General features: G+C 66.0%; 18 protein-coding genes. 1 reads left to right on the forward strand and 17 read right to left on the reverse strand.

The window, feature by feature from the left end:
* Positions 1-7: 7 nt before the first annotated feature.
* Positions 8-3556, reverse strand: a complete 3549-nt coding sequence (locus OH705_RS03215; RefSeq protein ID WP_267300947.1) for a dermonecrotic toxin domain-containing protein — start codon at positions 3554-3556, stop codon at positions 8-10.
* A 148-nt stretch (positions 3557-3704) separates the two neighbouring features.
* On the opposite strand from OH705_RS03215, the gene OH705_RS03220 reads away from it, so the two are divergent.
* Entirely contained in the window at positions 3705-5948 is a 2244-nt protein-coding gene (locus OH705_RS03220; protein ID WP_416383564.1) for a putative bifunctional diguanylate cyclase/phosphodiesterase, read from the forward strand.
* A gap of 79 nt (positions 5949-6027) precedes the next feature.
* Here OH705_RS03220 and OH705_RS03225 read toward each other — a convergent pair whose 3' ends face one another.
* The 16 genes from OH705_RS03225 to OH705_RS03300 are packed head-to-tail and all read right to left on the reverse strand — an operon-like array spanning position 6028 to position 23902.
* Entirely contained in the window at positions 6028-6807 is a 780-nt protein-coding gene (locus OH705_RS03225; RefSeq protein WP_038706022.1) for a ChbG/HpnK family deacetylase, read from the reverse strand.
* Positions 6779-7951, reverse strand: coding sequence for a GNAT family N-acetyltransferase (locus OH705_RS03230; protein WP_094011224.1), 1173 nt, complete (start codon positions 7949-7951; stop codon positions 6779-6781). Before OH705_RS03230 ends, OH705_RS03225 begins: the two co-directional genes overlap by 29 nt.
* Positions 7952-7955: 4 nt before the next feature.
* Complete coding sequence (locus OH705_RS03235) at positions 7956-8645, reverse strand: GNAT family N-acetyltransferase (protein WP_023632340.1); 690 nt, start codon at positions 8643-8645, stop codon at positions 7956-7958.
* 34 nt (positions 8646-8679) lie between these two features.
* Entirely contained in the window at positions 8680-10590 is a 1911-nt protein-coding gene (locus tag OH705_RS03240) for a hypothetical protein (RefSeq protein WP_267300951.1), read from the reverse strand.
* Entirely contained in the window at positions 10587-11891 is a 1305-nt protein-coding gene (locus OH705_RS03245) for an oligosaccharide flippase family protein (RefSeq protein WP_094011226.1), read from the reverse strand. Before OH705_RS03245 ends, OH705_RS03240 begins: the two co-directional genes overlap by 4 nt.
* Positions 11888-12898 (reverse strand): polysaccharide deacetylase family protein, encoded by a 1011-nt coding sequence (locus tag OH705_RS03250; RefSeq protein WP_267300953.1) that lies wholly within the window; start codon positions 12896-12898, stop codon positions 11888-11890. Before OH705_RS03250 ends, OH705_RS03245 begins: the two co-directional genes overlap by 4 nt.
* 9 nt (positions 12899-12907) lie before the next feature.
* On the reverse strand, positions 12908-14044 hold the full coding sequence (locus OH705_RS03255; RefSeq protein ID WP_038706027.1) for a glycosyltransferase family 2 protein: 1137 nt from the start codon (positions 14042-14044) through the stop codon (positions 12908-12910).
* A complete protein-coding gene (locus OH705_RS03260; RefSeq protein ID WP_267300956.1) occupies positions 14037-15002 on the reverse strand; it encodes a glycosyltransferase in 966 nt (321 codons plus the stop codon). Before OH705_RS03260 ends, OH705_RS03255 begins: the two co-directional genes overlap by 8 nt.
* Entirely contained in the window at positions 14999-16369 is a 1371-nt protein-coding gene (locus tag OH705_RS03265; protein ID WP_038706029.1) for an O-antigen ligase family protein, read from the reverse strand. Before OH705_RS03265 ends, OH705_RS03260 begins: the two co-directional genes overlap by 4 nt.
* A complete protein-coding gene (locus OH705_RS03270) occupies positions 16366-17472 on the reverse strand; it encodes a glycosyltransferase family 4 protein (protein ID WP_244891317.1) in 1107 nt (368 codons plus the stop codon). Before OH705_RS03270 ends, OH705_RS03265 begins: the two co-directional genes overlap by 4 nt.
* Complete coding sequence (locus tag OH705_RS03275; protein ID WP_023630804.1) at positions 17469-19043, reverse strand: GumC family protein; 1575 nt, start codon at positions 19041-19043, stop codon at positions 17469-17471. Before OH705_RS03275 ends, OH705_RS03270 begins: the two co-directional genes overlap by 4 nt.
* A gap of 14 nt (positions 19044-19057) precedes the next feature.
* Positions 19058-20077 carry a polysaccharide biosynthesis/export family protein gene (locus OH705_RS03280; protein WP_038706030.1) on the reverse strand — a complete coding sequence of 340 codons (1020 nt, stop codon included), beginning with the start codon at positions 20075-20077 and terminating at the stop codon, positions 19058-19060.
* A gap of 22 nt (positions 20078-20099) precedes the next feature.
* Positions 20100-20747, reverse strand: coding sequence for a CpsD/CapB family tyrosine-protein kinase (locus OH705_RS03285; RefSeq protein WP_267300963.1), 648 nt, complete (start codon positions 20745-20747; stop codon positions 20100-20102).
* 1 nt (position 20748) lies between these two features.
* Complete coding sequence (locus tag OH705_RS03290) at positions 20749-21495, reverse strand: sugar transferase (RefSeq protein ID WP_023630802.1); 747 nt, start codon at positions 21493-21495, stop codon at positions 20749-20751.
* Positions 21492-22556: an NAD-dependent epimerase gene (locus OH705_RS03295; protein ID WP_038706031.1), complete on the reverse strand. Its 1065-nt coding sequence runs from the start codon at positions 22554-22556 to the stop codon at positions 21492-21494. Before OH705_RS03295 ends, OH705_RS03290 begins: the two co-directional genes overlap by 4 nt.
* Complete coding sequence (locus OH705_RS03300) at positions 22553-23902, reverse strand: UDP-glucose dehydrogenase family protein (RefSeq protein ID WP_023630082.1); 1350 nt, start codon at positions 23900-23902, stop codon at positions 22553-22555. Before OH705_RS03300 ends, OH705_RS03295 begins: the two co-directional genes overlap by 4 nt.
* Positions 23903-24122: the final 220 nt, after the last annotated feature.

Below are 24122 nucleotides of genomic sequence, written 5' to 3' on the forward strand. Positions count from 1 at the left end.
TTGCCGATCATTCCTCGAACGGCGGCGGGAACGTCTCGGCCTCCAGCAGCCTCATGGCACCGATCGCCAGGCCATAATCCATGACTCGCGGATCTGCAAAAGTGCGCAGCCGCTGCCACAATCGGGCTTGATCATAGTCCGGCTGATCCTGCAGTCCACGTAGCTCGCGCCGGTATTGCAGCGGCAGTGCGTTCCAGATGGTCCAGTCGCCGGCATCGGTATGCTCCAGCATTTCCTCGTAGTCGGCGTCGGCAACCAGCAAGTCGATACCATGCTGTACGTAATAGGCCTGGATCTGCTGGCTGACCCGCTCGCTGAGGTCGGGGCTTTCCAGCCACAGGTTCTGGGCCGCCACCCTCGATAGCTGAAGATCCTGCGGCAAGCTGGCGAAGCGGTTGTCTCGCAGGTCGAAGACGACGGGGCGCCAATCTTCATCGCTACGAATACCGTTGGGCCAATCGACGAGTTCGCAACTGTTGAGGTTGAGCACATCCAGTTCGCGCAGGCGGTTGAGGTCGGGGCTGCGGGCCAGCGGGTTGTGCGACAAGTCCAGCATTCGAAGCGCGCCAAGACGATCCAGAGCGGCTTGGTTCACGTCGTTCCAGACCAGGTTGTTACCCTGCATGTCGAGCCACTCCAATGTTTGCGGCACGGCAATTGCTGGCAACTGCTCGAAACCGCAACCGACCAGATGCATACGTTGCAACCTTGGGAACCGTTCCAGAAACTCGGCAGGCAATTGGCTCAAGCCGGGGTTCGCGCCCAGGTCGACTCGCTCGATATGGGTAAAACGGTCTGGCAATGCCAGGGCCGCCAGGTCCTCGTTGGTCAGTGCCAGGTCGACCAGGCTGATCTGGTGAATGGCAAGCCGTTCCTCTTGGGAAAACTCCGTCATGCGCTGCCAGTTGCTGACCAACCTTCGCCCGGCGGCATGGCGCAATGGGTCATTGCCGGCCCAATCGCGCATCTGGTCACGGAACTCCCGCAACTGTTGTTCTAAATCTCCAAGTTGCCGTTCCGGACTCAGGCCGGCCTCGAGCCACTGGCTCAACTGTTCGTTGACCTGGTAGTCCGCGGCCTCAGGGTACAGCTGTCGGTAGCGGCGAAAGAGCGCGCCGACTTCGATGCGGGGGGGCTCAAGCGCTGGCTCCTCCATGCCGCCAGGTAACCGGACGCGCTTGCCCCATCCAGGCAAATGACTGGCCAGCAGGCGTCTGGCCGCGGCGGGCTCGGCCAGGACCAGGCGGTGAATCCGTCGGCGCAGTTCATCGACGCCGCTGGCGGCCATGCCCAGGGCCTGGCGGTCAACCGAAGACAACGCTTGCAAGATCGCTCGACACAAATCGGTGTCTTGCCTGAGCGCGACAGGGCGCTCGCCCAGGTAGGCTTCGTAACCGTCACCTGTCTTGAGCACAATGCAGGTACGGCTGGCATTTTCGGCTCCGGCGCTAAGCAGCACAGGCCCTGCGGGGGACGCTGCGCGTAGCTCGAGGCGCAGTTCGGTGGGCCAGCCCGGTAGATCGGCCATGGCCATGACGATCAAACGCTCACTGTGCACGTTGGCCAGCTCGGGAATGTGCAGGCCTTCCAGTGCGGCTTGCTCGACGCCTTCACTGGCCTTGGCATGGGGCAGGCGTTCGAGTGTCGCGCGCAGTGCGGTGGGGGGTGGGTTGTTTGCCAGGTGCAACTGGCGTAGGGCTGCGGTGTTCAGGCCATTGGCCCTGGCAGCGCCTTCGAGCGCCGCGTCCGGTAAGTGTTGCAGGCGGCTGTCCAGGCGCCGGACCAAGGTCGCCAGCGACCAGTCGCGGGGTTGCTCATGGCTGCCGCGCCAGGCGCCGGCGCCATTGTGCTCGAGGGGCGGCTGGAAGGCGACGCCGTCTTCGGGGTGCACGATGCGCCATTGTGCCTGGCGAATATCCAGGCGCTGCTCGTAGAGGTGTCCATCCATGCGCATGAAGTGCCGGCCCTGGTGCAGGAACTGCCCCTGTGCATTGGCTTCGAGTTCCGCCGGCAGCACCACCGCACTGCGGTAGTGGGTCAGGTCGGGTCGCCACAGGCGTTGGCTGCCGTCTTCGAGCATGACCGGGTCAAGGCTCTCCAGCAACGGGCTGGTTGCCAGGCGGCTCAGCGCTTTGCCCGTCATGTGCATCCCGCCGATCACCGCCAGGTTGAGGGCTACCGACTTGAGATGGCCGAAGGCTTGTTCCCGGTCACCGACCTGCCATGCCTCATAGCCTTCGTAGGCTTCATCCAGCAGTTGATAGGCCACCACTGCGGTCATGATCGTACCCAGCATGGGGACGAACAGGCCGGCGATCATCAGCATGTCGAGGCCGGCGCTGTCCCAGAGTGCCTCGCGCGCTTTGCGGGCCTGCTCGTCGGCCAGTGCGGTGGGCACTGCCAGTTGCAGGGCTTCGTGCTTCAAGCGTGACACGTGATCATCGTGAAGAAACTCATACAGGTTGGCATTGATCGGTACGCGGCGCATGTGCAGGTCGCCCCCGGCATTCTGTCGCAGCCGGCTGGCAAAGGGGCCTTGCGCCTCGCGGGGCACATAGTCCATGAAGCCTTGGCGAAACGACGGCTGCTGCAGTTCGCTGTGCAGTTGCCGGTGCAAGGCATCTAGGTTGTCGAAGCCGCGCAGGCTGTCGACGTGACCCGGTAGAAAGAGCAGCATGCCCGCTGTACCGGCATCGATCAGGATTGCCTCGTGCAAGGTGATGCCGAGCAGGCTCAGTTGACTGCAGGCCAGCGCCTTCCCATCGTCGAGCAACGCCTGTACCGCGTCCCAACCTTTACTGTCCAGCTGATTGCGTAGGCGCGCCAAGTCTGCCGCCAGGCGCAGGCGGGCCTTATGAACGGCGCCCGCCGCCTGGTGAACGGGCGGGGGCGTGAACAAGGCATCGAGATGGGCCTGGTAACGCTGGCCGATATCCAGTTCACGGCAGGTGGTGGCAAAGGCCGCTGGTGACAGGGCAAGCGGCTTGATCCGGACCTGTTCGCTGGGCAACTCGATATCGACTTCGGTGTCGCTGTCGCCCAGCGTGGTCTTACCGGTGACGAGGCCCTCGCGCACTTGCCAATCGCCTTCCAGGGCCAGCGCGCTGTGGCGATCAAAGGTGAAGGTTTCAGCGAAGTTCTGCAGGGCGGCCTGCAGCAGGCCACGGTGTTCGTGGCGCGTGGTATAGACCTGGAAGGTATAGAGTCGCTTGACCACGATCAGTGATGTACTGCGCAGCGGCGTGATCAAGCCGTGCTGCATGCGCAGGCGTTCGGTGAGCAGAGGTTCGGCGAATTCGGTGATGTTCTGCAAACCCCGCAGATGCCTGGCTAATGTGCGTTGGCTGCGCATCAGGCTAGCCTGGCTGACCTCGACTGCTTCGCGCAGATGCGGCGCGGCGTTGGCGAACCAGGCCGCCTCGCTGTCGGGCAGGCCCTGGGAAGGCAGGATGCTTTCGTGCAGCCGCTGCCAGTGTTCCGGCGTGGCCTTCCGTGTCCAGGCCGGCAGGCGGCGCTCAAGGATGTGCTGGTGCGGGTTGGGGGTATCCACTGTCATGTTCGGCTCCTCGCAAAACGCACATCAAAGCAGTCGCGGTGCCAGCGTCGGTGGTGCATATGCATCCCGGACCGCGGCCTGGCAAAACGGGGCTCAATATTGGCCGCGCAACGCCGATAACCCCTAAATCGACTGCCATCGCCTGCCTATGACCATTCCCCAGAACCCTTCTGAACCGACGCACCTTCCATCCGGAACCTTGCGTCGCACGCTAAACCGCCTGCTGCCGGTCGGCCTGGCGCTGGTGGGCATTGGCCTGTCGGTCGCCCTGGGCCACCTTGACGCGCAGCGCGAACGCAGTGAGCAACTGGGCAACCTTGCGGCCCACCTGGCGGGGATGCGCGGTGCGTTGGAGGCACAGTTGGGCGCGGCGTTCGGCGAGGCTGAAGGTATCGCCCAACTGATCAGTGCCGACGGCGGCATCAGCCCCGCGCACTTTCATGGAATGGCCCGCGATGCCTTGCAGTCGGTGCGCTACATGCGCCATATCGCGCTGGCGCCGGGAGATGTGATCAGCGACGTCTACCCGTTGTCCGGCAACGAGCGGCTGATTGGGCTGGACTACCGTCAGCTGCCGGACCAATTTCCCCTGCTGCGCGCGGCCCGCGACCAAGCCCACCCGGTGCTGGCCGGGCCGCTGCAGCTGTATCAGGGCGGGCGGGCGCTGATCTACCGACGGCCGGTGTTCGTCACCGGCAAACGGGGTGTGCGGTTCTACTGGGGCAATGTGTCGATCGTTGCCGATATCGACCGTTTGCTGCTTACCGCCGGATTGCACCCGGATACCGAGTTCGAGCTGGCCGTGCGCGGAGGCGACGGCAAGGGCGCCGAAGGTACGCTGATCTGGGGCGATTCACGGCTGTTCGACGACCCGCAGGTGAAAACGACGGTGGAGGTGCCGGGTGGGCTCTGGCAACTGGTCGCCGCGCCACGCGGTGGCTGGTCGGGTCTGGACTTGTTCGGCTCGCCGCTGTTCTTGTTCGCCTTGGGCTGCACAGGTGTGTTCAGCCTGTTCGTCGCGCAGCTCAACCGCAAGCAGCGGCTGCTCGAACAACGTAACCGCGAGCTGCACCGCTACCAGGCCCAGCTTGAACGCCTGGCCCACTACGACACCATCACCGGGCTGCCCAATCGCATCCTGTTTCAGCAGCAACTCAGCACAGCCATCCTGCAGGGCCATGGCCTGGCGGTGCTGATGCTCGACATCGACGGATTCAAGCAGGTCAACGATAGCCTGGGGCACCCGATGGGCGACCTGCTGTTGCAGCAGGCGACCGCGCGCTTCCTCCAGGAACTGGACAGCCAGGACCGGCTTTGCCGCCTGGGCGGCGACGAGTTCGTGTTCATGCTGCAAGGTGCCCAGGGGCAGGTGAACCAGCAGGTTCGCGCCTTGCTGCGGTGCCTGCAGCGGCCATTCGACCTCAATGGCAACGCCGCCTTGGTCACCGGCAGCATCGGTCTGGCCTGGTGCCCGCAACATGGCGAGGACGCCGATAGCTTGTTGCGCCATGCCGACACGGCCATGTACGCCGCCAAGGAAGCCGGCCGCGATGCCTGGCGGCCTTATCACCCGGACATGACCGAGCGCCTGCAGCAGCGTCTGGAGCTGGAGCGCAATCTGCGCCGGGCGCTGGAGCACAACGAGTTCGAGCTGTGGTATCAGCCCAAGGTCGATCTGTTCAGCGGGCAGCTAGAAGGCGTCGAGGCCCTGTTGCGTTGGCGCGACCCGGAGCATGGCCTGGTCTCGCCCGGGGCGTTCATTCCCCTGGCTGAGCGCACCGGCCTGATCATCCCTCTCGGAGAGCGCGTGCTGGAGCTTGCCTGCGCCCAGTTGGCCGAATGGCGTGCCGATGACGGCTTGCCCGGGCCGCTGGCGATCAACGTTGCAGCCCTGCAGATCGAGCGCAGCGACTATGTGACCAGCCTCGCCTCGGCGCTGGAGCGCCATGGTCTGCCAGCCAACCTGCTGGAAGTGGAAATCACCGAGAGCCTGTTGATGGAGAGCCAGCAACAGGCTTGCGCGGTGCTGGCGCAGCTGCAGGCCATGGGCGTGGCAACGGCGGTGGACGACTTCGGTACCGGCTATTCGTCACTGGCCTACCTGCGCGCGCTGCCAATCGACCACCTGAAGATCGACCGCGCCTTCATCAAGGACTTGCCCGGGGACGACGACGCGGTGGCCATCGCCCGGGCGATCATCGATCTCGGGCATGCCCTGGGGTTTCGCATCACCGCCGAAGGCATCGAGACCCAAGAGCAGTACGACTTCCTGCGCCACGCCGGTTGCGACCAGGGGCAGGGTTTCCTGCTCGGGCGGCCGATGCCGGCCGAGGCGTTGCGCGGTTGGCTGGCCGAGAACCACGAGCGCCGGCATCGGCCGCCGGGGCGGTAGCGATAGGGTTTCCGTCGACACAGGTTTGCCGCTCGGTTTCACAGGCGCAGCACTTCTGACGTCGGACACCCAGCGGCCATCAACTCATCTCCTCCTGCATGCCCAGGCTCGCATAGCCCACCCGCGGCACTTGCCCCAGGCGCTGCTCGACCAACGCCAGCAGCGATTCGCCGCTGGCCAGGTAGGCATCACCGAAGTCGTGCCCGCCCAGCGCGCTGGGATGGGCTACGACCTCCAGCACGCCGTGCGAGGGGGCCAATCCGGCCTTGAGGTCGGCCGGGGTGCAGACGAAATCGGCGGTGCTCCCGGCGAGCTGGCGCAGGCGGCGGTTGAGCAGGCTCTTGAACAGGCGCTTGGCCGGCCCGATGTTGTGCCCCACATTGCGCGCCAGCCGGATCGGAACCCCTTGGGCGCGGGCGAAACGGGCGACAATGACGCCCACCGGCCAGATGTTGTGCACGTGTTGGTGGGAATCCAGGTGGCTGGGCATCAGGCCATGGTCAAGGCAGTGTTGCCACTGGGCCTGCAGCTCTGCTTGCACGGCGGCCCGCTCGCGTCGCGACAAGCGCAGGGTGCGTTGTTTAAGGCGCAGGTCGAATTCGCCATGGGGCGTGCACAGGCGCGGCTCGGCGAGGATCGCCTTGCTCAGCGGGCGGCCATAGGTGAGGTTGAAGTGCAATCCCACGCGTCCTTTGAGCGTTGGTTGCTGGGCCAGCGAGCAGGCGCTAGCGAAGGCCGGCATGTTGGCCATGGCGGTGGCAGAGCTGATCAGCCCGGCCTGGAAGGCATGAAGGATGACTGCGTTGGTGTGGGCGCTGAGGCCGAAATCGTCAGCGTTGACTATGACCTGGGATGGCATCCGGGCGCTCCTGTGGCGGGGTGGGGGCGACAATGTCGGCTGCGGGGTGTGGCGGCTGTCTGCGCAAGCGGGGTTTGAGCCAGTGCCAGCAGCGAAGCGCCAGGCCCAGTAGCACGCCGTCGGGGCGCCAGCTGTAGCTGCTCAGACGCCACTGTTCGACCTGACCGGTCATGCGCTCGTGCAACTGGTGGCTGGAGTTGTCCAGGCTGACCCGCGAGGCGTCGACCCACTTCCAGTCTTCGTCCAGGCCCCAGTGGATCCATTCCTCGAGCAGCACGCGGCCGCTGCCCAGGTCACGGTGTTCGGGGACGAAGGCTAGGTTGTAGTCGTAGATTCGGCCGCGCTCCAACAGGCCCAGGCGGTAACTGATGCAGCGCCCCTCCAGTTCCAGCAGTACCAGGCACACCAGGCCCTCTCCGGCCAGGGCGGTGAAGGCCTTGTACATCCATGGGCGACGCAGGGGGCCGGAGAAGATGCCGACCTCGTCGTCGCCTTTCCAGCTGGTCGCTTCGACGGCGCTGATGGCGTCGAGCAGTTCACCCATGTTCTCGGGAGTGGCGACGACCCGGCGCACGCTGGCACCGCAGGCCTTGATGCGTTTGCGCGCGCGGCGCAGCTTGTAGCGCGGGTCGCCGCTGACTTCCTGGCGGTCCTGCTCGTTGATGCGGTGCACCGGCACCCGGCAGGTCAGGCGCTGCTGCCAGGTCGAGCTGGCGCCGGCCCACTGGCGCAGCCAGCCATCGTGCTCGGTGTTGTCCGGTACCTCGCTCAATTGCAGCAAGGCATGCGGTAGCCGCTTGCGTATGGCCTGCAGGACCTGCTCGGCATATAGCGCCGGCAGGTCGATGAGCAGGGCAATGCGGTCGCTCAGTGGGTACCCCAGGTGGCGCACCACTGGGGCGAACAGCGGGCCGAACGGTTCGCGCGCGCGTATCAGCGGCAGGCACAGGCACAGACGCTCGTCCTGATACCCGAGCAGCACCTGCAGGCATTGGCCTGGCAGCAAGGCGGCCTCGGCGGCGCGCAGCCAGCCGAGATGGTTGAAAGGCGTACTGCCGGGCAGGCGCCTGCGCAGCGCCTCGTAGTCGGCGGCGGGAAAGTCGCCGGCGCCAAGCGAGGCGCACCATTTCAGTTGCAGGCCCATGGGCTCACCCTGCCGTGGCCGAAGAAGCCGGAGCCTCCGGCTTGCGCAACGGCTCCAGACGCGAGGTGATGTAGTGGCTTTCGCGGAAGAATTTCCAGCGACCAAACAGGCAGTAAACGTTCATGATCCGTCCTTGCTCCTGATAGCCCATGCGCAGGTGCAACTTGAGCGCCGGGATGTTGTGCTGTTCGCACACGTCCACCACCTTGGTGCAACCTTGGGCGGCCATGGCCTTCCACAGCTCCAGCTGCAGGTCCACCGACAGCTCGGTACCCCAATACTTGCGGATCAGCTCGCCGCCGAACTCGAAGAACTCCCCCGGGCCGACCGGGAACCAGCAACCATAGTAGTGGCGGTCGTGGTAATGGCGGCTACTGCCCCAGATGAAGGCCACGGCGTCGTTGTCATCGTTGAGGAACATCAGCCCGGTATGGCCTTCGGCGGCCAGCTCGCGCATGGTCTCGACCCGATCGCCGAAGTGGCGGGCGAAGGCACGCACGTTGTGCACGGTGATGTGCTCGACCCGCAGCTCGCCATAGGGTTTTAGCCGGTGCGGCGGCACCGGGCTGTCCAGGTCGCGTTCCATCCACAACAGTTCCCAATGATAGAAGACGTAATGCCGGAAGGCGCTACGGAAGGTGTCACGCAGTCCCTTGCGCTTGATACGGTCCTGGATCTTGGTGAATGCAGTCATGGTGCCTCCTGGGCATGGCTGAACGTAGTGCGTCTCATGACGCGCTCCAGGTCAGGGCGAATACGGTCTGCCCTGGCAGTTGAAAACGAACCTGGCCCTCCCTGCAGCTGAAGCTGGCGCGGCGGCTCTGGTTGTCGGGACCGAACAGTTCAAGCTGGCCGTCGGGGCAACCGTCGAGGCTCAGCACCACCTGCTGCAGGCGCTCGGCCTTGTTCACCCCCAGCACGCTGCGCTGATGCTGGCGGGCCATGGCCAGGGCATCGACCTCGAAGGCGTCGTTGTCCAGGGCCAGAACCTGGTCCAGCCAGTGGCGCTGGATGAACTGCTGGGCCAGGCCCACCGGCTTCAGTTCGTAGCGTTGGCCGCCGGCATCGCGCAACATGCCCTTGGGCCATTCGGGCTCATCGGCGACGTGGAACCAGTTGAGCATGTCAAGCAGGCCGTCACTGGCGGCATTGATCACCACCGAGGTCCACCACAGGCCGGCGTAATGGGTGTCCTGTTCGTAAGGGCTGAGGCTCGAACCGCTGGACAGGTTGGTCTGGTCCAGCAGCAGCGCCTTGCGTGGCCGGCCCTGGCCGTCCAGGCCCACCAGGTCGGCAGCTTGGCGCACGCTGTCGCGGTAGCTGCGGGTGGCGAGCAGGTCGCGGACCATCCATTCGTGCCAGGCCAGGGCATCGATCTGCGCGCCTTGCTCGGCCAGCAGGCGTCGTGCCCAGTCGATGCCGCGGCGCTGTTTGCCGTCGTCGCTGAAGGGCCCGCCGAGCAGGCGCGAGGAGGCCGGCATGGCGATGCGTACGCCAGCGTCGCGGGCGCCGGGGTAGTCGCGCACGCGCTTGGCCATGGCCTGGAAGAAATCGCGGTAGCTGGCGTAGTCGCGATAGTTGAGGTTCGGCTCGTCGGCGAAGGCCAGGTAGTGGGTGCCTTTGCCGCCGAGTGCCTTGGTCGCCTCGAGCCAGGCACTCAACCCATCGGTGCTGGTGCGGTCGCTCCTGAGGTCGGCGACTCGGGCGCTGCCGGCCAGCAGGGTGATGTCCTGGAGGATGCCGAAGCGCTCCTGATAGAGCTTGCGCCAGGCGTTCTCGAAGTCTGGCTGGCGTTGCAGTACGTCGACGAAACTGTAGAAGCCGGCGGCCTGGGGGCGCAGGGCGTCCAGCGCGGCGAAGCTCGAGGCTGGTGGCAGCACGTAGGGCAGGGCAACCCCTAAGCGTGGGGTGGGGCCGAGCACCTTGTCACCCAGGGCAAGGGTGACCTGACCGGGAAGTTGCGGCAGCTCGCCCAGGTCTGCGGGGCGTTGGGCGAACAGGTTGGCGCTGCCGTCGAGCCAGAACGCTGCCTTGCCACTGCCCTGCAGGCCCAGACGCCAGGTCTCGTCGCGGCCGCTGGTGGGCAACGCCTGTTGATCGAAGCGCCAGTAGGCGCGGTAGGGCTTGAGCGGCAGCTGGATGCGACGGCCGTCGCTGAGGCGTTCGGCGAACAGGCCATGAACCCCGCCATGGTGCTTGCCGGCCAACACCGCCTGCTCGCCGGCCTTGACCCGGAAATACAGCTCGACACCTGGCCCGACTTCGGCGCAGAAGTGCACCTTCGCCGGAGTGAACAGCGCGCGGGTGCTGGCATCGTGCTGGATGCGGTAGTCGCGGAAACTATAGCCGGGCACCTCCAACCGATAGGTGCCGCCGTTCGCGGGCAATGGCCAGCGTTGTTCGCCGCGTACCTGGCCGGCTTCGATGCGCCGTTCGCCGGCCAGGCGGCCGTGGCCGTCCAGCAGATACAGGTGTTCAGCGTTGGCGTCGGCCTGCCAGGCCGGACGCCACTGGATGCGCAGTTCATCGGCGCGTGCTGGCAGCAGGTACAAGCTGCCGTCGCGCAGATCCCCCCACTGCACAGGTGCGGCGAACGCACCTTGGGCCAGCAGCGCGCCGCACAGCAATGCCGCTTTCATGCCGCCCTCCGTTGCAGCATCTGCCGCAGCGGTGCCAGGTCGGCGGGCAGGATGACCAGGGTCTGGCCCAGCGGCACGCCGCTCAGGCGGCAGTACAGCACCAGCATGGCCACGGTGACCGCCAGGTAGGCGATGGACGAGGCCGCGGCCGCGCCGACGATGCCCCAGGCCGGGATGAGCAGGATGTTGAGCACCAGATTCAGCGCAGCACCGGCGCCCATCATCAGCGATACCGTGCCGGGGCGGTTCTTGCCCAGCAGGTCCAGGCGCAGGATGCTGGCATAACACAGGCCCAGCAGGCCCGGCAGCAACGCCAGCAAGGCCGGGTAGGCCGGGGCGTAGTCGGCGCCGAACAAGGTGACGATCAACCAGTGGCCGATCAGCGCCATACCCAGGCAAGCACCGAGCATCACCGTGGCGGTCAGGCGCAGGGCCAGGGGGGTGATGCGCTCCATGCCGGCATCCTGCTGCAGCAGGCGCTTCATCAGCGGCGTGGTCACCGCCTCGGGAACGATCAGCAGCAGTTCGGCGGCGGCGCTGGCCATGGCGTAGTGGCCCAGGGCGGTGCTGCCGAGCAGCGCGCCGATGAACAGGTAGTCCGAGCGCAGGATCAGCTGCTGGAACAACAGGTCGGGGTGGCTCTTGGCGCTGTAGCTGAGCAGCTCGCGTTGGCCGCCACGGTCCCAGCGCAGCGCCAGCGGGTGCTGACGGCGCAGCCACCACAAACCGAGCGCCAGGACCAGGGCGATGCCGCACAACCAACTGATCAGCGCCGCCTCCAGCGCTTCGTCGCGCCACATCCAGAACAACCCGAGGAACAGCAGCAGCGGTGCCAGCGATTCGGTCAGGCGTAGGGCGTTGAAGGCGCCGACGCCGCCGCTGGCGTTGTGCAGTGTCAGCAGGCCGCTCTTGAGCACGGTCATAGGTACCGCCAGCAGCAACAGCCAGGCCAGCAGGCCCAGTTGCACAGTAACCTCAAGGTCGGCGCCGAACTCGCGCACCAGGAACACGCAGGCCAGGGTCAGCACGCCGGCCAGCAGGCAACCGTAGACCAGTACTTGGGTCAGCAGCAGGCCCATGTCGCGCTGCTTGGCGGCCTGGTAGCCGACCGCGCTGTTGAGCCCACCGCTGGTGGCGGCGCTGATCAGGTCGGGCAGGGTACTGAGCAGGGCGAACAGGCCACGCTCGCTGGGCCCGAGGATGCGCGCCAGCAGCACGTTGCGCAGCAGGCGCAGGGCGATCATCGCAAGCTTTGTTCCCATGCTCAGCGCCAGATGGCGCAGGTAGCTGTTGCGGTTCATCCTCGTTCTCCGCGACTGATGCGCCAGGCCAGCAGCGAGGGCCGGCTGGCATTGCGCTGGCTGACGCCGATGCGCGGCAGCGCCAGGGGGTCGTCGTGGCCCTGGCAGATGCCCGGGCGGGTGCTCAGGGCGTAGGGGTAACGATGCGCGGCGACCTGGGCGCGCACGCGTTCGTCGTGGTCGCCGTTGGGATAGCAGTACACCGGCAGCGGCGCGCGGCAGCCTTCGTTGAGTGCCGCATGGCTGCGGGTCAATTCTTCGTTGAGGCGATGGTCGTCCAGGTAGGGCAGCAGGGCATGGCTGGCGCCATGCGGGCCGAAGCGCACCAGGCCGGAGTCCTCCAGGGCGCGGACTTGCTGCCAGTCCATGGCCTGGGGCAGCGATTCCGTGGGGCAGGCGTCGGTCAGGACGTGCAAGGCCTGGGGGCTGAGGCTCTTGAGGGTTTGCAGGTAGCGTGCCAGCACCAGGCTGCGGGCCTTGCTGTGGTCGTGCATGAAGTAGGCCGCCGGTAGCGGGCGGCCGAGCTTGCGCAGGCGTTCGATCAGTTGCCGCCGGGCCTCTTCGCCATGGCTGCCCCACAGGGTCTCGCCGACGCTTTCCCACCAGAAACGCTGGCGGCTGCCGATGTAGTCGGTGGACAAAAAGATACTTGCCGGCACCTGGTGGCGCTGCAGCAGGGGGAAGGCGTTGACGGCGTTGTCGCGCCAGCCATCGTCGAAGGTCAGGGCCACCTTGGGGCGGCAGTCTCTGCGAGGCTCCTCGTGGCTCTGCAGCAGGTCCATGAGGCTGACGCAGTCGAAATGCCGGGGCAGCCAGCGCAACAAGCCCTCGAAGGCCCGCGGGCCGACGCACAGCTCGTTGCGGTGGGGCAACGCGGCGCTGGCGTCATCGGCCAGCACCCTGTGCAGCATGAGGATCACCCCGGCGCCGCGCAGTTCGGCGCGTCCGCGTGGCGAATTGAAATAGAACCAGCCGCTGGCCTGCTTGATAGGGGTCTTGATCGGCATGTCCGTCGCTCATCGATTCTGGTCGGGGTTCCATTGGCTGTAGCTGTGCCCGCGCAGGAATTGCCACAGGCCCACGCTCATGCCGGCGAGGGTGACCAGCACGAAGGCGGCAAGGCGGAACGGGCGGGGCAAGCGCCGACGGGCGTCGAGCAGGCCGGCGATGGCCGCGGCGTAGCCGAGCAGTTGCAGGGCCAGGGTCAGGCGGTAGAAACCGGGCTCGGCGGCCAGCCACAGGTTGGCCAGCAGCAACGGCAGCAGCAGTACCGGGGCCAGACGCCGGAGCAGCTTGTGGCTGATCAGGGCAATGGCATACAGGCCGTGGCGCGCCGGATTGAGCAGTTCGCGGCGGGCGGCCAGGCTCAGCAGGCCACCGACGGTGACGCGCTGACGGCGACGGAACTGCTTGTCGGCTTCGTCCACGCCCTGGTCGAGGACCACCGCCTCCGGCACGTAGACAATGCGCAAGCCGGCAGCGGGCGCGCAGGTGCTGATGAAGAAGTCGTCGTTGACCTGTTTCGGAATCGGCTGGTACAGCCCCCGACGCAGTGCGAGCAGGGCGCCGTCGGCCGAGACCATGCAGCCGGTACGGTTCTCAACCTTGCGCACCCAAGCTTCGTAATGGCGGTACAGGCTGTCGCCGATGCTCAGACCTTTGCCCGGGTCGGGGATGATCATATGGCCTGCGGTGCCGCCGACTGCGGCGTCGGCGAAAGGGGCCAGCAGCAGGCCGAGGGTGTCGGTCGACCACTGGTTGTCGGCGTCAGTGAAAACCAGCAGGTCGCCGGTGCACACCTGCACGGCTCGGTTCAGCGCCTCGGCCTTGCCCAGGCGCGGCAGGTCCAGCACCTGCACGCGGGGATCGCCCAGGGCTAGGGCTAGCGCCACGGTGCGGTCGCTCGAGCCGTCGCTGGCCACGACCACCTGCAGTGCGGCGGCCGGATAATCCTGGGCCAGCACGCTGGCGAGCTTGGCTTCGACATGCCGCTCTTCGTTGTGCGCGGCGATCACCACGCTCACTCGCTGCGGCGGCAATGGTGAATGGGTGCGGCGGGCAAAGAACGGTGCGGCCAGGGTCAGCAGCAGGGGGTATCCGACCCAGGCATATAACGGCAGCAGCAGGCATAGCCAGAAAATGAACTCAGCCACGGGCGGGCCTCCTTGCGGTGCGGTTGAACAGGCTGAGGATGAAGGCCGCGCCGGCGAGGTGCAGGCGCAGCCAGTGCAGGCCCCAGAGCTGCAGCGTGAGCAGCGGGTCGCGCTGCCTGCGGCTCTGGCGCAGGCTGAGGAGCAGCGCGGGCACGGCGCTGACCAGCAGGAAGAACAGGGCGACATGGGGGAAGCCGTCGAGCAGCGCCGACAGGGCCACGGCGTCCAGCACCCAGGCGCCTATCGAAAGTATCGGGAAACGCAGCAGGCGCAGGCTCACGCCATGGCTGCGCAGTAATTGCAGGTGGCTGCCCTGGCGCCACATCTCCTTGCCCAGCCATTCGCGCCAGTTGGCCTCGTAGCCCCAGTGCAGCACCGCAGGCTGGCGCAGTACCCGCAGGCGCGCCCCGGACTCGTGCAGGCGCAAGGTGAAGTCCTTGTCTTCGCCGGTACGCAGGCGCTCGTCGAAGCCGCCGACCTGCTCGAACCAGCTGCGCCGCATCAACAGGTTGGGGGTGGGCAGCCATGTGCAGTCCTGCACCGTCTGGCCGGTACGCAGGGTGCGCCGTTGCCAGGCCTGGGCGAACCACGGCGCGTGGCGCGGGGTGTCGCAATCGAGGGCGAAGACATCGCCCTCGCCACGGCGTTGCAGGTCCAGCAGCAGGTCCAGCCAGTGTTCCGGGACCTCGATGTCGGCATCGAGGAAGGCCAGCCAGTCGCCTTGGCTGGCGTTCACGCCGGCATTGCGCAGGGCGCCGATGGCCACGCCCGGCACGCTCAGCACCTGGGCGCCATGGGCGCGGGCGATCGCCGGGCCGTCGTCGTTGGAGCCGTTGTCGACCACGATCAGCTCGCAGGCCAGCCCCGCCGCGCTGGCCGAGCGCCTTGCGGCGTCGAGGGTGCGGCCGATATGGCGGGCTTCGTTGAACATCGGGATGACCATACTCACCCGGCTCATCGGGCCACCTCCACGGGCTGCTGCTCACGTGACTGGCCGAGCAGCACGCTGGACAGCGCCAGCATCAGCCACAGGTACTTGTGGCTCGGGGCGCTGAGGAACATCAGGAACAGGCCGATCGCCAGCATGCTCATGGTCAGGTGGGTCATCAGGTCGGCGCGATCCGGGTCGCCGGCCTCGCGGAAGGCCGCGCGCGCCTGCCAGAAATTGCGCAGGGCCAGCACGATCATGCCGACGAACAGCAGGCCCGCCGGCAGCCCGACCTCGCTGAACAGCTCCAGGTAGGTGTTGTGGGCGCGGCGGTAGAGGTCGGTGGTCTTGCTGTTTACCGGGGCGAAGGCCTTGGAGAAACCGGTGTCGGCATAGTGCAGTGGGAAGGTACCCGGGCCGGTGCCCAGCAGCGGGCTATGGCTGATCATTTCCTTGCCTACGACGAGGTAGGAGGCGCGCCGCCCCAGCGATTCGTCCTGGTGCGCGTTGACCCCGGACTTGAGCAGCATCAGTGACTGGATGCGGTCGGCGTAGCCAGCGGGCATCAGGGCCACGCCCAAGGGCAGGACAATGGCCAGGCCGAGCATGGCGAAGCCCAGGTGGCGTGGGCGGATGCGCGTCAGCTGCTCGCGGTAGTTGTGCAGCACGATGCCCAGGCTGATCAGCAGTACTACCAGCCCCGAGCGCGACTCGGTCTTGGTCATGCCCACCAGCAGCAACAGGCAGCAACCGGCCCAGAACAGCTTGACCGGGATCTGCCGCGCCTTGATCGCCAGCCACAGGCCCAGGGGCATGGCGATGGTGATCAGCAGGGCGAAGGCGTTGGGGTCGAGCATGGCCGAAGCGCGGCCCTGCTCCTGGTACTTGGTGGAGAAGATCGCGAACAGACAGGTCACGCACACGCTGACGGTGATCAGCCGTGCCAGCATTGGCAGGTTGAGGTCACGGCCGACCAGCAGGGTGATGACGAACACCACCAGGCCCACCAGCAGTTCACGCAGGTGCCCGCCCGACAGGCCCATGTCGTCGCTGGTCCATAGGCTCATCAGGTACAAGGCCATGAACGGCAGCAACAGACGCCATTGATTACTGCGCAGGCGCTCGCCGGGGAGTTGGCGCACCGCCAGTTGCAGGCTGAGGATCAGCACCAGGCCGATGCCCACCAGCTTGGCGCCGGACACCAGGCCGTCCTTGAGCAGGCCCTCCAGCGGCACCAGGGTAGCGATCGCCAGCAGGCCCCAGGCCGGCTTGCGGTACAGCACCAGCACGCCGGCCAGGCCGATCACGCCGCCGGGGGCCAGGAACGGATAAGGGCTGGCCAGCAGACCCAGGCTGAGCAAGGCCACTACGGCCACCAGCGACAGGGGAATGATCATGCGACAACCTCCTCGGCCGTGCCCCGATACACTCGGGCCCAGCGTTGTGCCAGGGTCGGCAGGTGGTAGTGTTGGCGTTGAGTCTGGCGGGCTCGGGCAACCAGTTCGGCGGCCTGCTCGGGGTCTTGCAGTAGCGCTTCTAGATGCTCGCCCAGTTCGGTCGTGGCCAAGGGACGGGCAAGCAGGCCGTTGTGGCCGTGCTCGATCACGTCGGGGACACCGCCAACGCCGAAGGCCACCACCGGCACGCCATCTTGCATGGCTTCGAGCAGGATCATCGGCGTGCCTTCGGTGCGCGAGCTGATGACCAGCGCATCCAGGCGTTTCATCCAGCCGCGCATGTCGCGCTGGAAGCCCGGCAGGGTGATGCGCTCGCCCAGACCGGCAGCGTTGATACGCTGCTGCAGGGCTTCGCGCTCAGGGCCTTCGCCAAGCATCACGGCGTGGACCTGTGGGTGGCGCTGGCACACCGGGATCAGCGTGTCGAGGAACAGGTCGGGGCCTTTTTCGCTGGAAAGCCGGCCGACGTAGGCAGCGAGCCAGGGAGCGCCGCCTGGCTGTGCCGCGCCCACGCCATCCTTTGCCTGCGCTTCATAGATCTCGGGCAGCCCGTTGGGTATCACCTGCAGCTTGGCCGCTGGCACCCCGGCATCGCGATGGATGCGGGCGATGCTCTCGGCCACGCACACCACCGTCTCCACCCTCGGCGTGCGGCACAGTTGCAGGCTCAGCCAGGTGTAGAAGCGCTGCTTGCGGCTGCGCGGGGTAAATCCATGCTGGGTGCTGACCATCGGCAGGCGCAACAGGCTGGCGCCGATCCAGCCGAACAGCTGCCCCTTGAAGTTATGACTGTTGACCAGCGGACGTTCGCCGCGCTGCGCGCCAAGCGCCTTGAGCACCGCCCCCAGGCCCTGGCAGGTGTCGCACTCGACACCCGCCTCGCGAAAGCGCGCCACCAGTTCGGCCGGGGCATCGAGAAACAGCACCCGATGCCGCCCCGGGGTCGCCTGGCAGTGGTCCAGGAGCATGCGCTCGGCGCCGTAGAATCCGCCGCTGCTCAGCAGGTGCAGGATCGGCCGGCCGGCGTGCAGCGCGGCGTTCAATTGCGCACCCAGTGCCACAGGCGTGGCAGCGACCAGCTTTTATGCGGGTTGGGCAGCGCCGGAACCTGATCGTTGATCACCAGCAACACTGGCAGGCCCAGCTCGTGGTTGATTTGTGCCGGATGCTTGAAGCGGTGGTCGAAGAACTCCCTGACGTAGACCACGGCAATGGCCAGCAGCAGGCCGGTGACCAGGCCGAACGGAATGATCAGGCCGGGTTTCGGGAAGCTCGCCGCGGTGGGCTCGTAGGGGGCGCTGAGGATGCGCGCGTTGGACTGGCTGCCATCGAGCAGGCCTTGGCCGCGGCTTTCCTCGTAGCGCTGGGCGTAGGTGGAGAAGGCCTTGTGCAGGGCGTCGATCTCGGTATCCAGCTGACGCGTCTTGCTCTGGGTCTCGCGCAACTGGAGGATGCGCTTGCTGTAGTCGGCGATGCGCTGGGTCTTCTGCTCGATCACCTGTTGAGTCACGGCCAGGTCCTGCTGGCGTTCACGAATGCGGTTCTCGACGATCTTGAGGAACTGCGCGCGCAACTGGGCAATCTGTTGGCGGGCCATCACCATCTGGTCGGAGCCTGGCTGGAACACCGTGGCGTCTCCGTTGTAGCGCGCCAGCTGGGTGGTCAGTTGCTCACCGAGTTGCTTGATCTCGCGGTCTTCGAAGGCGACGTTGTCGACCGTGGTGGTGAAGGTGTAGGGGAAGGCGTAGTCGGCCATCTTCGCCTTGTTGGCCGCGGCCAGGCTGCTTTGCAGGTAATCCAGCCACTTCTGGTTCTGCAGCTGGCGGTCACGTTGCAGGTTGAGCGCCTGCTCTTCGGTGTTGATGGCGTTGAGGCGGAAGGTGATCTCCTCTTTGGGATCCGACGAACCGATGGCGGTCAGCAGGCCCAGGCGCTGGCTTTCCAGGTCGCCCAGGCGGGCCTGGTAGTGCAGCTTCTTCTGCTCGTAGAAGGCCTCGGGCAGTTCGTTGGACTGCAGGTCCTGGCGGTTGGCCAGGAAGTTCTCCAGCAGACGGCTGACGAACAGCGTGCCCAGCTTCGCGTCATTGGCGCTGTAGGTGATGGAGATCACGTTGGAGCCGGGCAGGGTCTCGACCTTGAGGTCCTTGACCGCCTGGTCGGTGAGGGTGTCGAGCTGGGTGTCGCGATCGTCTGCCACGGTGTTGCCGAACAGCTGGTGCAGGGGCTCGATCACTGCGTGACGCAGCGGGTCGAGCACGGTGCGCCGCAGCAGGCCGGGCTCGTCCGGATAGTGGCCTTCCTTGCGCAGCTCGCCGATGGTCTGGCGGATCAGGGTTGGCGAGCGGAGGATGTTGCTCTCGGTCTCCATATCGGCCAGCGACGGCGGGATGAACTGGTCGGCCTGCTGGCTGAGCGCCGAGGTGGTGTCACTCTGCGAGAGTTTCTTGGACTGCACGATGACTTCGGCGGTGATGTCGTAGCTCTGCTTGAGCACCAGCGGCAACAGCACGGCGATCACCGCGAACACCAGGAACACCCGTTTCACCAACTGGCGGTTGGCGAAGAAGATGCGGAAGAACTCATGCACATAGTTTTCTTTCGGTTGCGTGGTCATGGTCCGTCCCCCGGTCAGTTGTTGCTTTCTTTATTGTCGACGCGGTAGCTGAAGCTGAAGCCGAAGCCCTGGAACAGCACCACGTCGGCCAGTTGCCGGGACAGCTCGGCGGCGCTGGCCAGCTTGGTCTTGGGTACGTAGAGCATGTCCTCGGGCTGCAGGTAGGCGAGCTTCTGGCTGCCGCCGGAGAGCGCCTGGTCGACGTCGTAGTTGACCGCATGCACGGTATTGCCCTCGCGACGCATGATCACCACCGAGCCGAGCTTGGCCTTGAGGGTCGGGCCGCGGGCCAGGGTCAGTGCCTCGAGCACAGAGATGGGGCGGCGGATCTGGAAGGCGCCGGGCTGGCCGACTTCGCCGAGCACGTAGATCTCGTTGGCGGCGGTGGACTTGAGCAGCACGTCCACGCTCATGCGCCCTGGCAACGTGGCGTAGCGCTCGTTGAGGTAGTCGCGCAGCTGGTTGACGGTCATGCCCTGCAGCGGCACCGAGCCGATTTCCGGGAAGGTGGCGCGGCCGTCGTTGCCCACGGTGATGTCGCGGCTCATGCCGGTGCCGGGGTGACTGAGGGCGTTCTTCAGGTTGACCTCGTCGGTCATCGGGCTGATCACGCGCACGGTGACCTGGTCACGGTTGGGCTTGAACACCCGCTTGTCCTGGTAGGCCTGGCGGATGGCGCTTTCGGCTTCGCCCGGGGTCATGCCCTCGACGCGCACCGCGGCGTTGGTGCTGGGCAGGGTGATGGTGCCGTCGGGCTGCACCAGCTGGTTGCCGTTCAGGCCGCTGGCGGCCATGAAGTTCAGGTCCAGGGTGTCACCGGACTGGATCCGGTAGACCCCGGCCGAACGGTTGCTGACGTGGAAGATCACTTCCAGCACGTCCTGCGGGCGCAGTACCTGCTCGCGGCGGGCGACTTCGGTGGCCTGGCTTTCGGCGGGAGGCGCGGTGAGGATCTGCACCGGCATCTCGCGGTTTTCCTGGCTGGCGCAGCCGGCCAGGGCCAGTACGCACAGGGCAATCGAGGGATATCTCATGGCGTTCATCCTGTGCGGCCTCTCAGAGATTTTCGTACAGCCACTTGGGCATGTAGTACTTGCGCTTGTTGAACACGCTGCCGATCAGCCGCGCGCCGGCCTGGGTCAGGCGCTGGCTGGCGGCCTGGGCCACCTCCCAGCGGGTCTCCTCGGCGCACACCACCAGGATCACGCCGTCGACCAGGGTGCCGATCACCAGGCTGTCGGCGCTGGCGTAGATGGCCTCGCCGTCGATCACGACGAAGCGGTACTGGTTGCTTAATTGGTGCAGCAGCACGCGCAACTGCTCTGGGTCGAGACGGTCGCGGCCGCGTTTCCACGTGCCCACCGGCAGCACGTCGAACGGCTGATCGGACAGGCGCACGATGCAGTCCTGGGCTAGCGGTGGGGTGTCCTGATTGAACAGCAGGTCACTGTAGCCGCGCAGTTTGGCCACCCCCAGCTGCTGGCTGAGGCCGCCAGGCGCCAGGCTGGCATCGATCAACAGCACGTTGCCCGCGCTCATGAGGGCCAGTTGGCTGGCGAAGGCCAGGGCGCTGGTGCTGGTGCCACTGCCGGTGTTGGCCGCGGTCAGCAGCAAGGTGCGCTGGTCGAGGTCGAGCACGGTGGCGGTCAGGTTGGTCTCGCTTGGGGTAGCGATAGTCAGGCTTCTCGAGGATGAACCGTCCATCTCAGCTTGCTCCGTGGCCAGTGAAAACTTTGAACGGGGTCTTGAGCAGGATCTTCAGGTCCAGCATCAGGCTCTGTTCGTTGATGTAACTCAGGTCCAGCTCCACACGTTGGTCGAAATCGATATCGCTGCGCCCGGAGATCTGCCACAGGCCAGTCATGCCCGGGTAGATCGACAGCCGCGCCAGGTGGTTGTCGTGGTAGCGGTAGGCGTTGAAGGAAGTGGGGCGCGGGCCCACCAGACGCATGTCGCCGGTGACCACGTTGATCAGGTTCGGCAGTTCGTCCAGGCTGCTTCTGCGCAACCAGCCGCCGACCGAGGTGATGCGCGGGTCCTTGTCGATCTTGAAGTCGATGGCATCGGCGCCATGCTTGTTGAGGTGGCGTACCGAATCCTTCAACGCTTCGGCGTTGGCCACCATGGTGCGGAACTTGAACATGCCGAAGGCGCGGCCGCGGTAGCCGGTACGTTTCTGCACGAAGAACACCGGGCCCGGGCTGGACTGCTTGATCAGCAGCGCCAGCACCAGGAACAGCGGCGACAGCAGCAGCAGCAGGGTCAACGCGGCCAGGCACGACAGCACGCGGTTGGTGCGTGACAGGGTCCAGGGGCGGCCACCGACGCGGCCGGTGATCCAGCCGCGGCCCTGCATGTGGATGGCGGCATCGATGCGCTGCCGGTGCGCCGGGTCCATGCGTTTGTCCTGGTATAGCGCCTGCAGTTGCGCGCTCTTGGGTTGTCCTGTCATACCGCCCTCCGTTGATCTGGCTGCTCGCCCGTGGGCGCCGCTTCGCTGGCGGCGGGCGAGTAGTAGCTCTTGAACCAGGCGACGAAGCGCCTGAGCCCCTCATCGAGGCCTATCTGTGGGGTGAATCCGGTTACCCTGGCCAGGGCGCTGGCATCGGCGCAGGTGGCCAGGACATCTCCTGGTTGCAGCGGCAGCAGTTCGATCACCGCGTTGCGCTGCAGGTGCTTCTCCAGCAGCGCCAGGTAGTCGAGCAGCTCCACCGGACGCTGCCCGCCGATGTTGTACAGCCGCCACGGTGCGTGGCTGCTGGCCGGGTCCGCAGCGAACGCATCCCACTGCGGGTCGGCGGCCGGGGGCAGGGGGATCAGCCGTACCAGGCTCTCGACGATGTCGTCGATATAGGTGAAGTCGCGCTGGTGGCGGCCATGGTTGAACAGCTGGATCGGCCGCCCTTCGCTGATCGCCCTGGCGAACTGCATCGGCGACATGTCCGGGCGGCCCCAGGGGCCGTACACGGTAAAGAAGCGCAGGCCGCTGCAGGGAATTGCGTACAGGTGGCTGTAGCTGTGGGCCATGGCCTCGTTGGCCTTCTTTGTGGCGGCATACAACGACAGCGGGTGGTCCACGGCGTCTTCGACCCGATACGGCGTTTGCTGGTTTGCGCCGTACACCGAACTGGACGAGGCGTACAGCAGGTGCTGGACCGGGTGCCGGCGGCAGCCTTCGAGCACGTTGAGGAAACCGGCCAGATTGCTGTCCAGGTAGGCCTGCGGGTTCTGCAGCGAGTAGCGCACCCCGGCCTGGGCCGCCAGATGCACCACGACGTCCGGGCGTTCGCTGGCGAACAGCCGGGCCATGCCGTCGCGGTCGCCCAGTTCCAGGCAGTGCAGCGGGAAATCGCCCGCCGTCTGGCGTACCCAGTGCACGCGGGCATGCTTGAGCGACGGCTCGTAGTAGTCGTTGAAGTTGTCCAGCCCCACCACTTGGTGCCCTTCAAGCAACAGCTGGCGGCAGGTGTGGGCACCGATGAAACCGGCCGCGCCGGTGACCAGCACTTTCATGGCGCATCCGCCTGCGGACGAACCTGACGCAGGCCGATGCCGCTGTAGTGGAGGCCGTGGGCGGCCACCTGCTCGGGGTTGTACAAGTTGCGACCATCGATGATCACCCGCGCGCGCAGCTTGCTGGCCAGCATCGAGAAGTCCACTACGCGGAAGTTCTTCCACTCGGTGCAGATCACCAGGGCGTCGGCGTCCTGCAGCGTGTCATCGCGGGTGGCGCACAATTGCAAGTCGTCGCGGTAGCCGTACAGGCGCCGGCACTCATCCATGGCTTCGGGGTCATAGGCGCGCACCGTGGCGTCTTCGGCCCACAGTGCTTCCATCAGGTAGCGGCTGGGCGCTTCGCGCATATCGTCGGTGTTGGGCTTGAAAGCCAGGCCCCACAGGGCGATGGATTTGCCCGCCAGGCCGCCGAGGCGTTGCTTGAGCTTGGCGAAAAGGATGCGCCGTTGCTGGTCGTTGACCTCGCTGACACTCTGCAGCAGGCGTAGCGGCATGCCGCTGTGGGCCGCGGTGTGAAGCAGGGCCTTGATGTCCTTGGGGAAACACGAACCGCCGAAGCCGCAACCGGGGTAGATGAAGTGGTAGCCGATGCGCGGGTCGGAGCCGATGCCGCGGCGTACCGCCTCGATGTCGGCACCCAAGTGTTCGCTGAGGTTGGCCAGCTCGTTCATGAAGCTGATGCGGGTGGCGAGCATGGCGTTGGCGGCGTACTTGGTCAGTTCGGCGCTGCGGTTGTCCATGAACATCAGTTTTTCGTGGTTGCGGCAGAACGGCGCGTACAGTTCGGCCAGCTGGTCATGGGCAACTTCGTCGAGGGTGCCGACGATGATGCGGTCCGGGCGCATGCAGTCGGCCAGCGCACTGCCTTCCTTGAGAAACTCAGGGTTGGATACCACGCGCACTTGCAGTTGCCCCTTGCCCAGGCGCTGTAACTCGTCGCGGGCCAGCGCCATGACCTGGTCGGCGGTGCCCACCGGCACGGTGGACTTGATGATCAGGGTGTGGTCGGTTTCCATCAGCGCGGCGATCTGCCGGGTGACATTGAGCACATGGGTCAGGTCGGCCGAACCGTCCTCGTCGGGTGGCGTGCCGACGGCGATGAAGATCAGCTCGGCATGGCTGACGGCGTCACTGGCCTGGGTGCTGAACAGCAGGCGACCTTCCTTGATGTTGTCCTCGAGCAGGTCCGACAGGCCCGGCTCGCTGATCGGCGGCACGCCCTGACGTAACTGGTTGATCTTGTGGGTATCGACATCCACGCACAGTACCCGGTGACCTACGTCCGCCAGGGCTGCTGCCTGTACCAGTCCGACATAACCGGTGCCAAAAACGCTCACGTCCATGCGCGGTGCCTCGAATGGATGAGTAAGGGAGATGAAACAGTGGTGTGAATTGGGTATAGCTCAGCTCGGTGGAATTGCGTCAAAGCAATGGCATGTTTCGTCGCATTTACAGACGCCAAGCAAAAGGGCCATCTGCCATCAACCCGTTTCCAATCCGTGTGTTAGCGAACATAGCTAGTGGCAATTGGCCGTTCGGCGAACCGATGAACGGTCCAATCCA

The sequence above is a fragment of the Pseudomonas sp. BJa3 genome (genome assembly GCF_026343815.1).
GTDB classification, from domain to species: domain Bacteria; phylum Pseudomonadota; class Gammaproteobacteria; order Pseudomonadales; family Pseudomonadaceae; genus Aquipseudomonas; species Aquipseudomonas soli.

Bases quoted from the DNA above. Each gene is read 5' to 3' on its own strand.
- OH705_RS03225 (WP_038706022.1), bottom strand. From the start codon at position 6,807: ATGCCATCCCAGGTCATAGTCAACGCTGACGATTTCGGCCTCAGCGCC.
- OH705_RS03295 (WP_038706031.1), bottom strand. From the start codon at position 22,556: ATGAAAGTGCTGGTCACCGGCGCGGCCGGTTTCATCGGTGCCCACACC.
- OH705_RS03230 (WP_094011224.1), bottom strand. From the start codon at position 7,951: ATGGGCCTGCAACTGAAATGGTGCGCCTCGCTTGGCGCCGGCGACTTT.
- OH705_RS03290 (WP_023630802.1), bottom strand. From the start codon at position 21,495: ATGACAGGACAACCCAAGAGCGCGCAACTGCAGGCGCTATACCAGGAC.
- OH705_RS03245 (WP_094011226.1), bottom strand. From the start codon at position 11,891: ATGAACCGCAACAGCTACCTGCGCCATCTGGCGCTGAGCATGGGAACA.
- OH705_RS03265 (WP_038706029.1), bottom strand. From the start codon at position 16,369: ATGATCATTCCCCTGTCGCTGGTGGCCGTAGTGGCCTTGCTCAGCCTG.
- OH705_RS03250 (WP_267300953.1), bottom strand. From the start codon at position 12,898: ATGCCGATCAAGACCCCTATCAAGCAGGCCAGCGGCTGGTTCTATTTC.
- OH705_RS03235 (WP_023632340.1), bottom strand. From the start codon at position 8,645: ATGACTGCATTCACCAAGATCCAGGACCGTATCAAGCGCAAGGGACTG.
- OH705_RS03240 (WP_267300951.1), bottom strand. From the start codon at position 10,590: ATGAAAGCGGCATTGCTGTGCGGCGCGCTGCTGGCCCAAGGTGCGTTC.
- OH705_RS03275 (WP_023630804.1), bottom strand. From the start codon at position 19,043: ATGACCACGCAACCGAAAGAAAACTATGTGCATGAGTTCTTCCGCATC.
- OH705_RS03280 (WP_038706030.1), bottom strand. From the start codon at position 20,077: ATGAGATATCCCTCGATTGCCCTGTGCGTACTGGCCCTGGCCGGCTGC.
- OH705_RS03215 (WP_267300947.1), bottom strand. From the start codon at position 3,556: ATGACAGTGGATACCCCCAACCCGCACCAGCACATCCTTGAGCGCCGC.
- OH705_RS03300 (WP_023630082.1), bottom strand. From the start codon at position 23,902: ATGGACGTGAGCGTTTTTGGCACCGGTTATGTCGGACTGGTACAGGCA.
- OH705_RS03260 (WP_267300956.1), bottom strand. From the start codon at position 15,002: ATGAGCCGGGTGAGTATGGTCATCCCGATGTTCAACGAAGCCCGCCAT.
- OH705_RS03285 (WP_267300963.1), bottom strand. From the start codon at position 20,747: ATGGACGGTTCATCCTCGAGAAGCCTGACTATCGCTACCCCAAGCGAG.
- OH705_RS03220 (WP_416383564.1), top strand. From the start codon at position 3,705: ATGACCATTCCCCAGAACCCTTCTGAACCGACGCACCTTCCATCCGGA.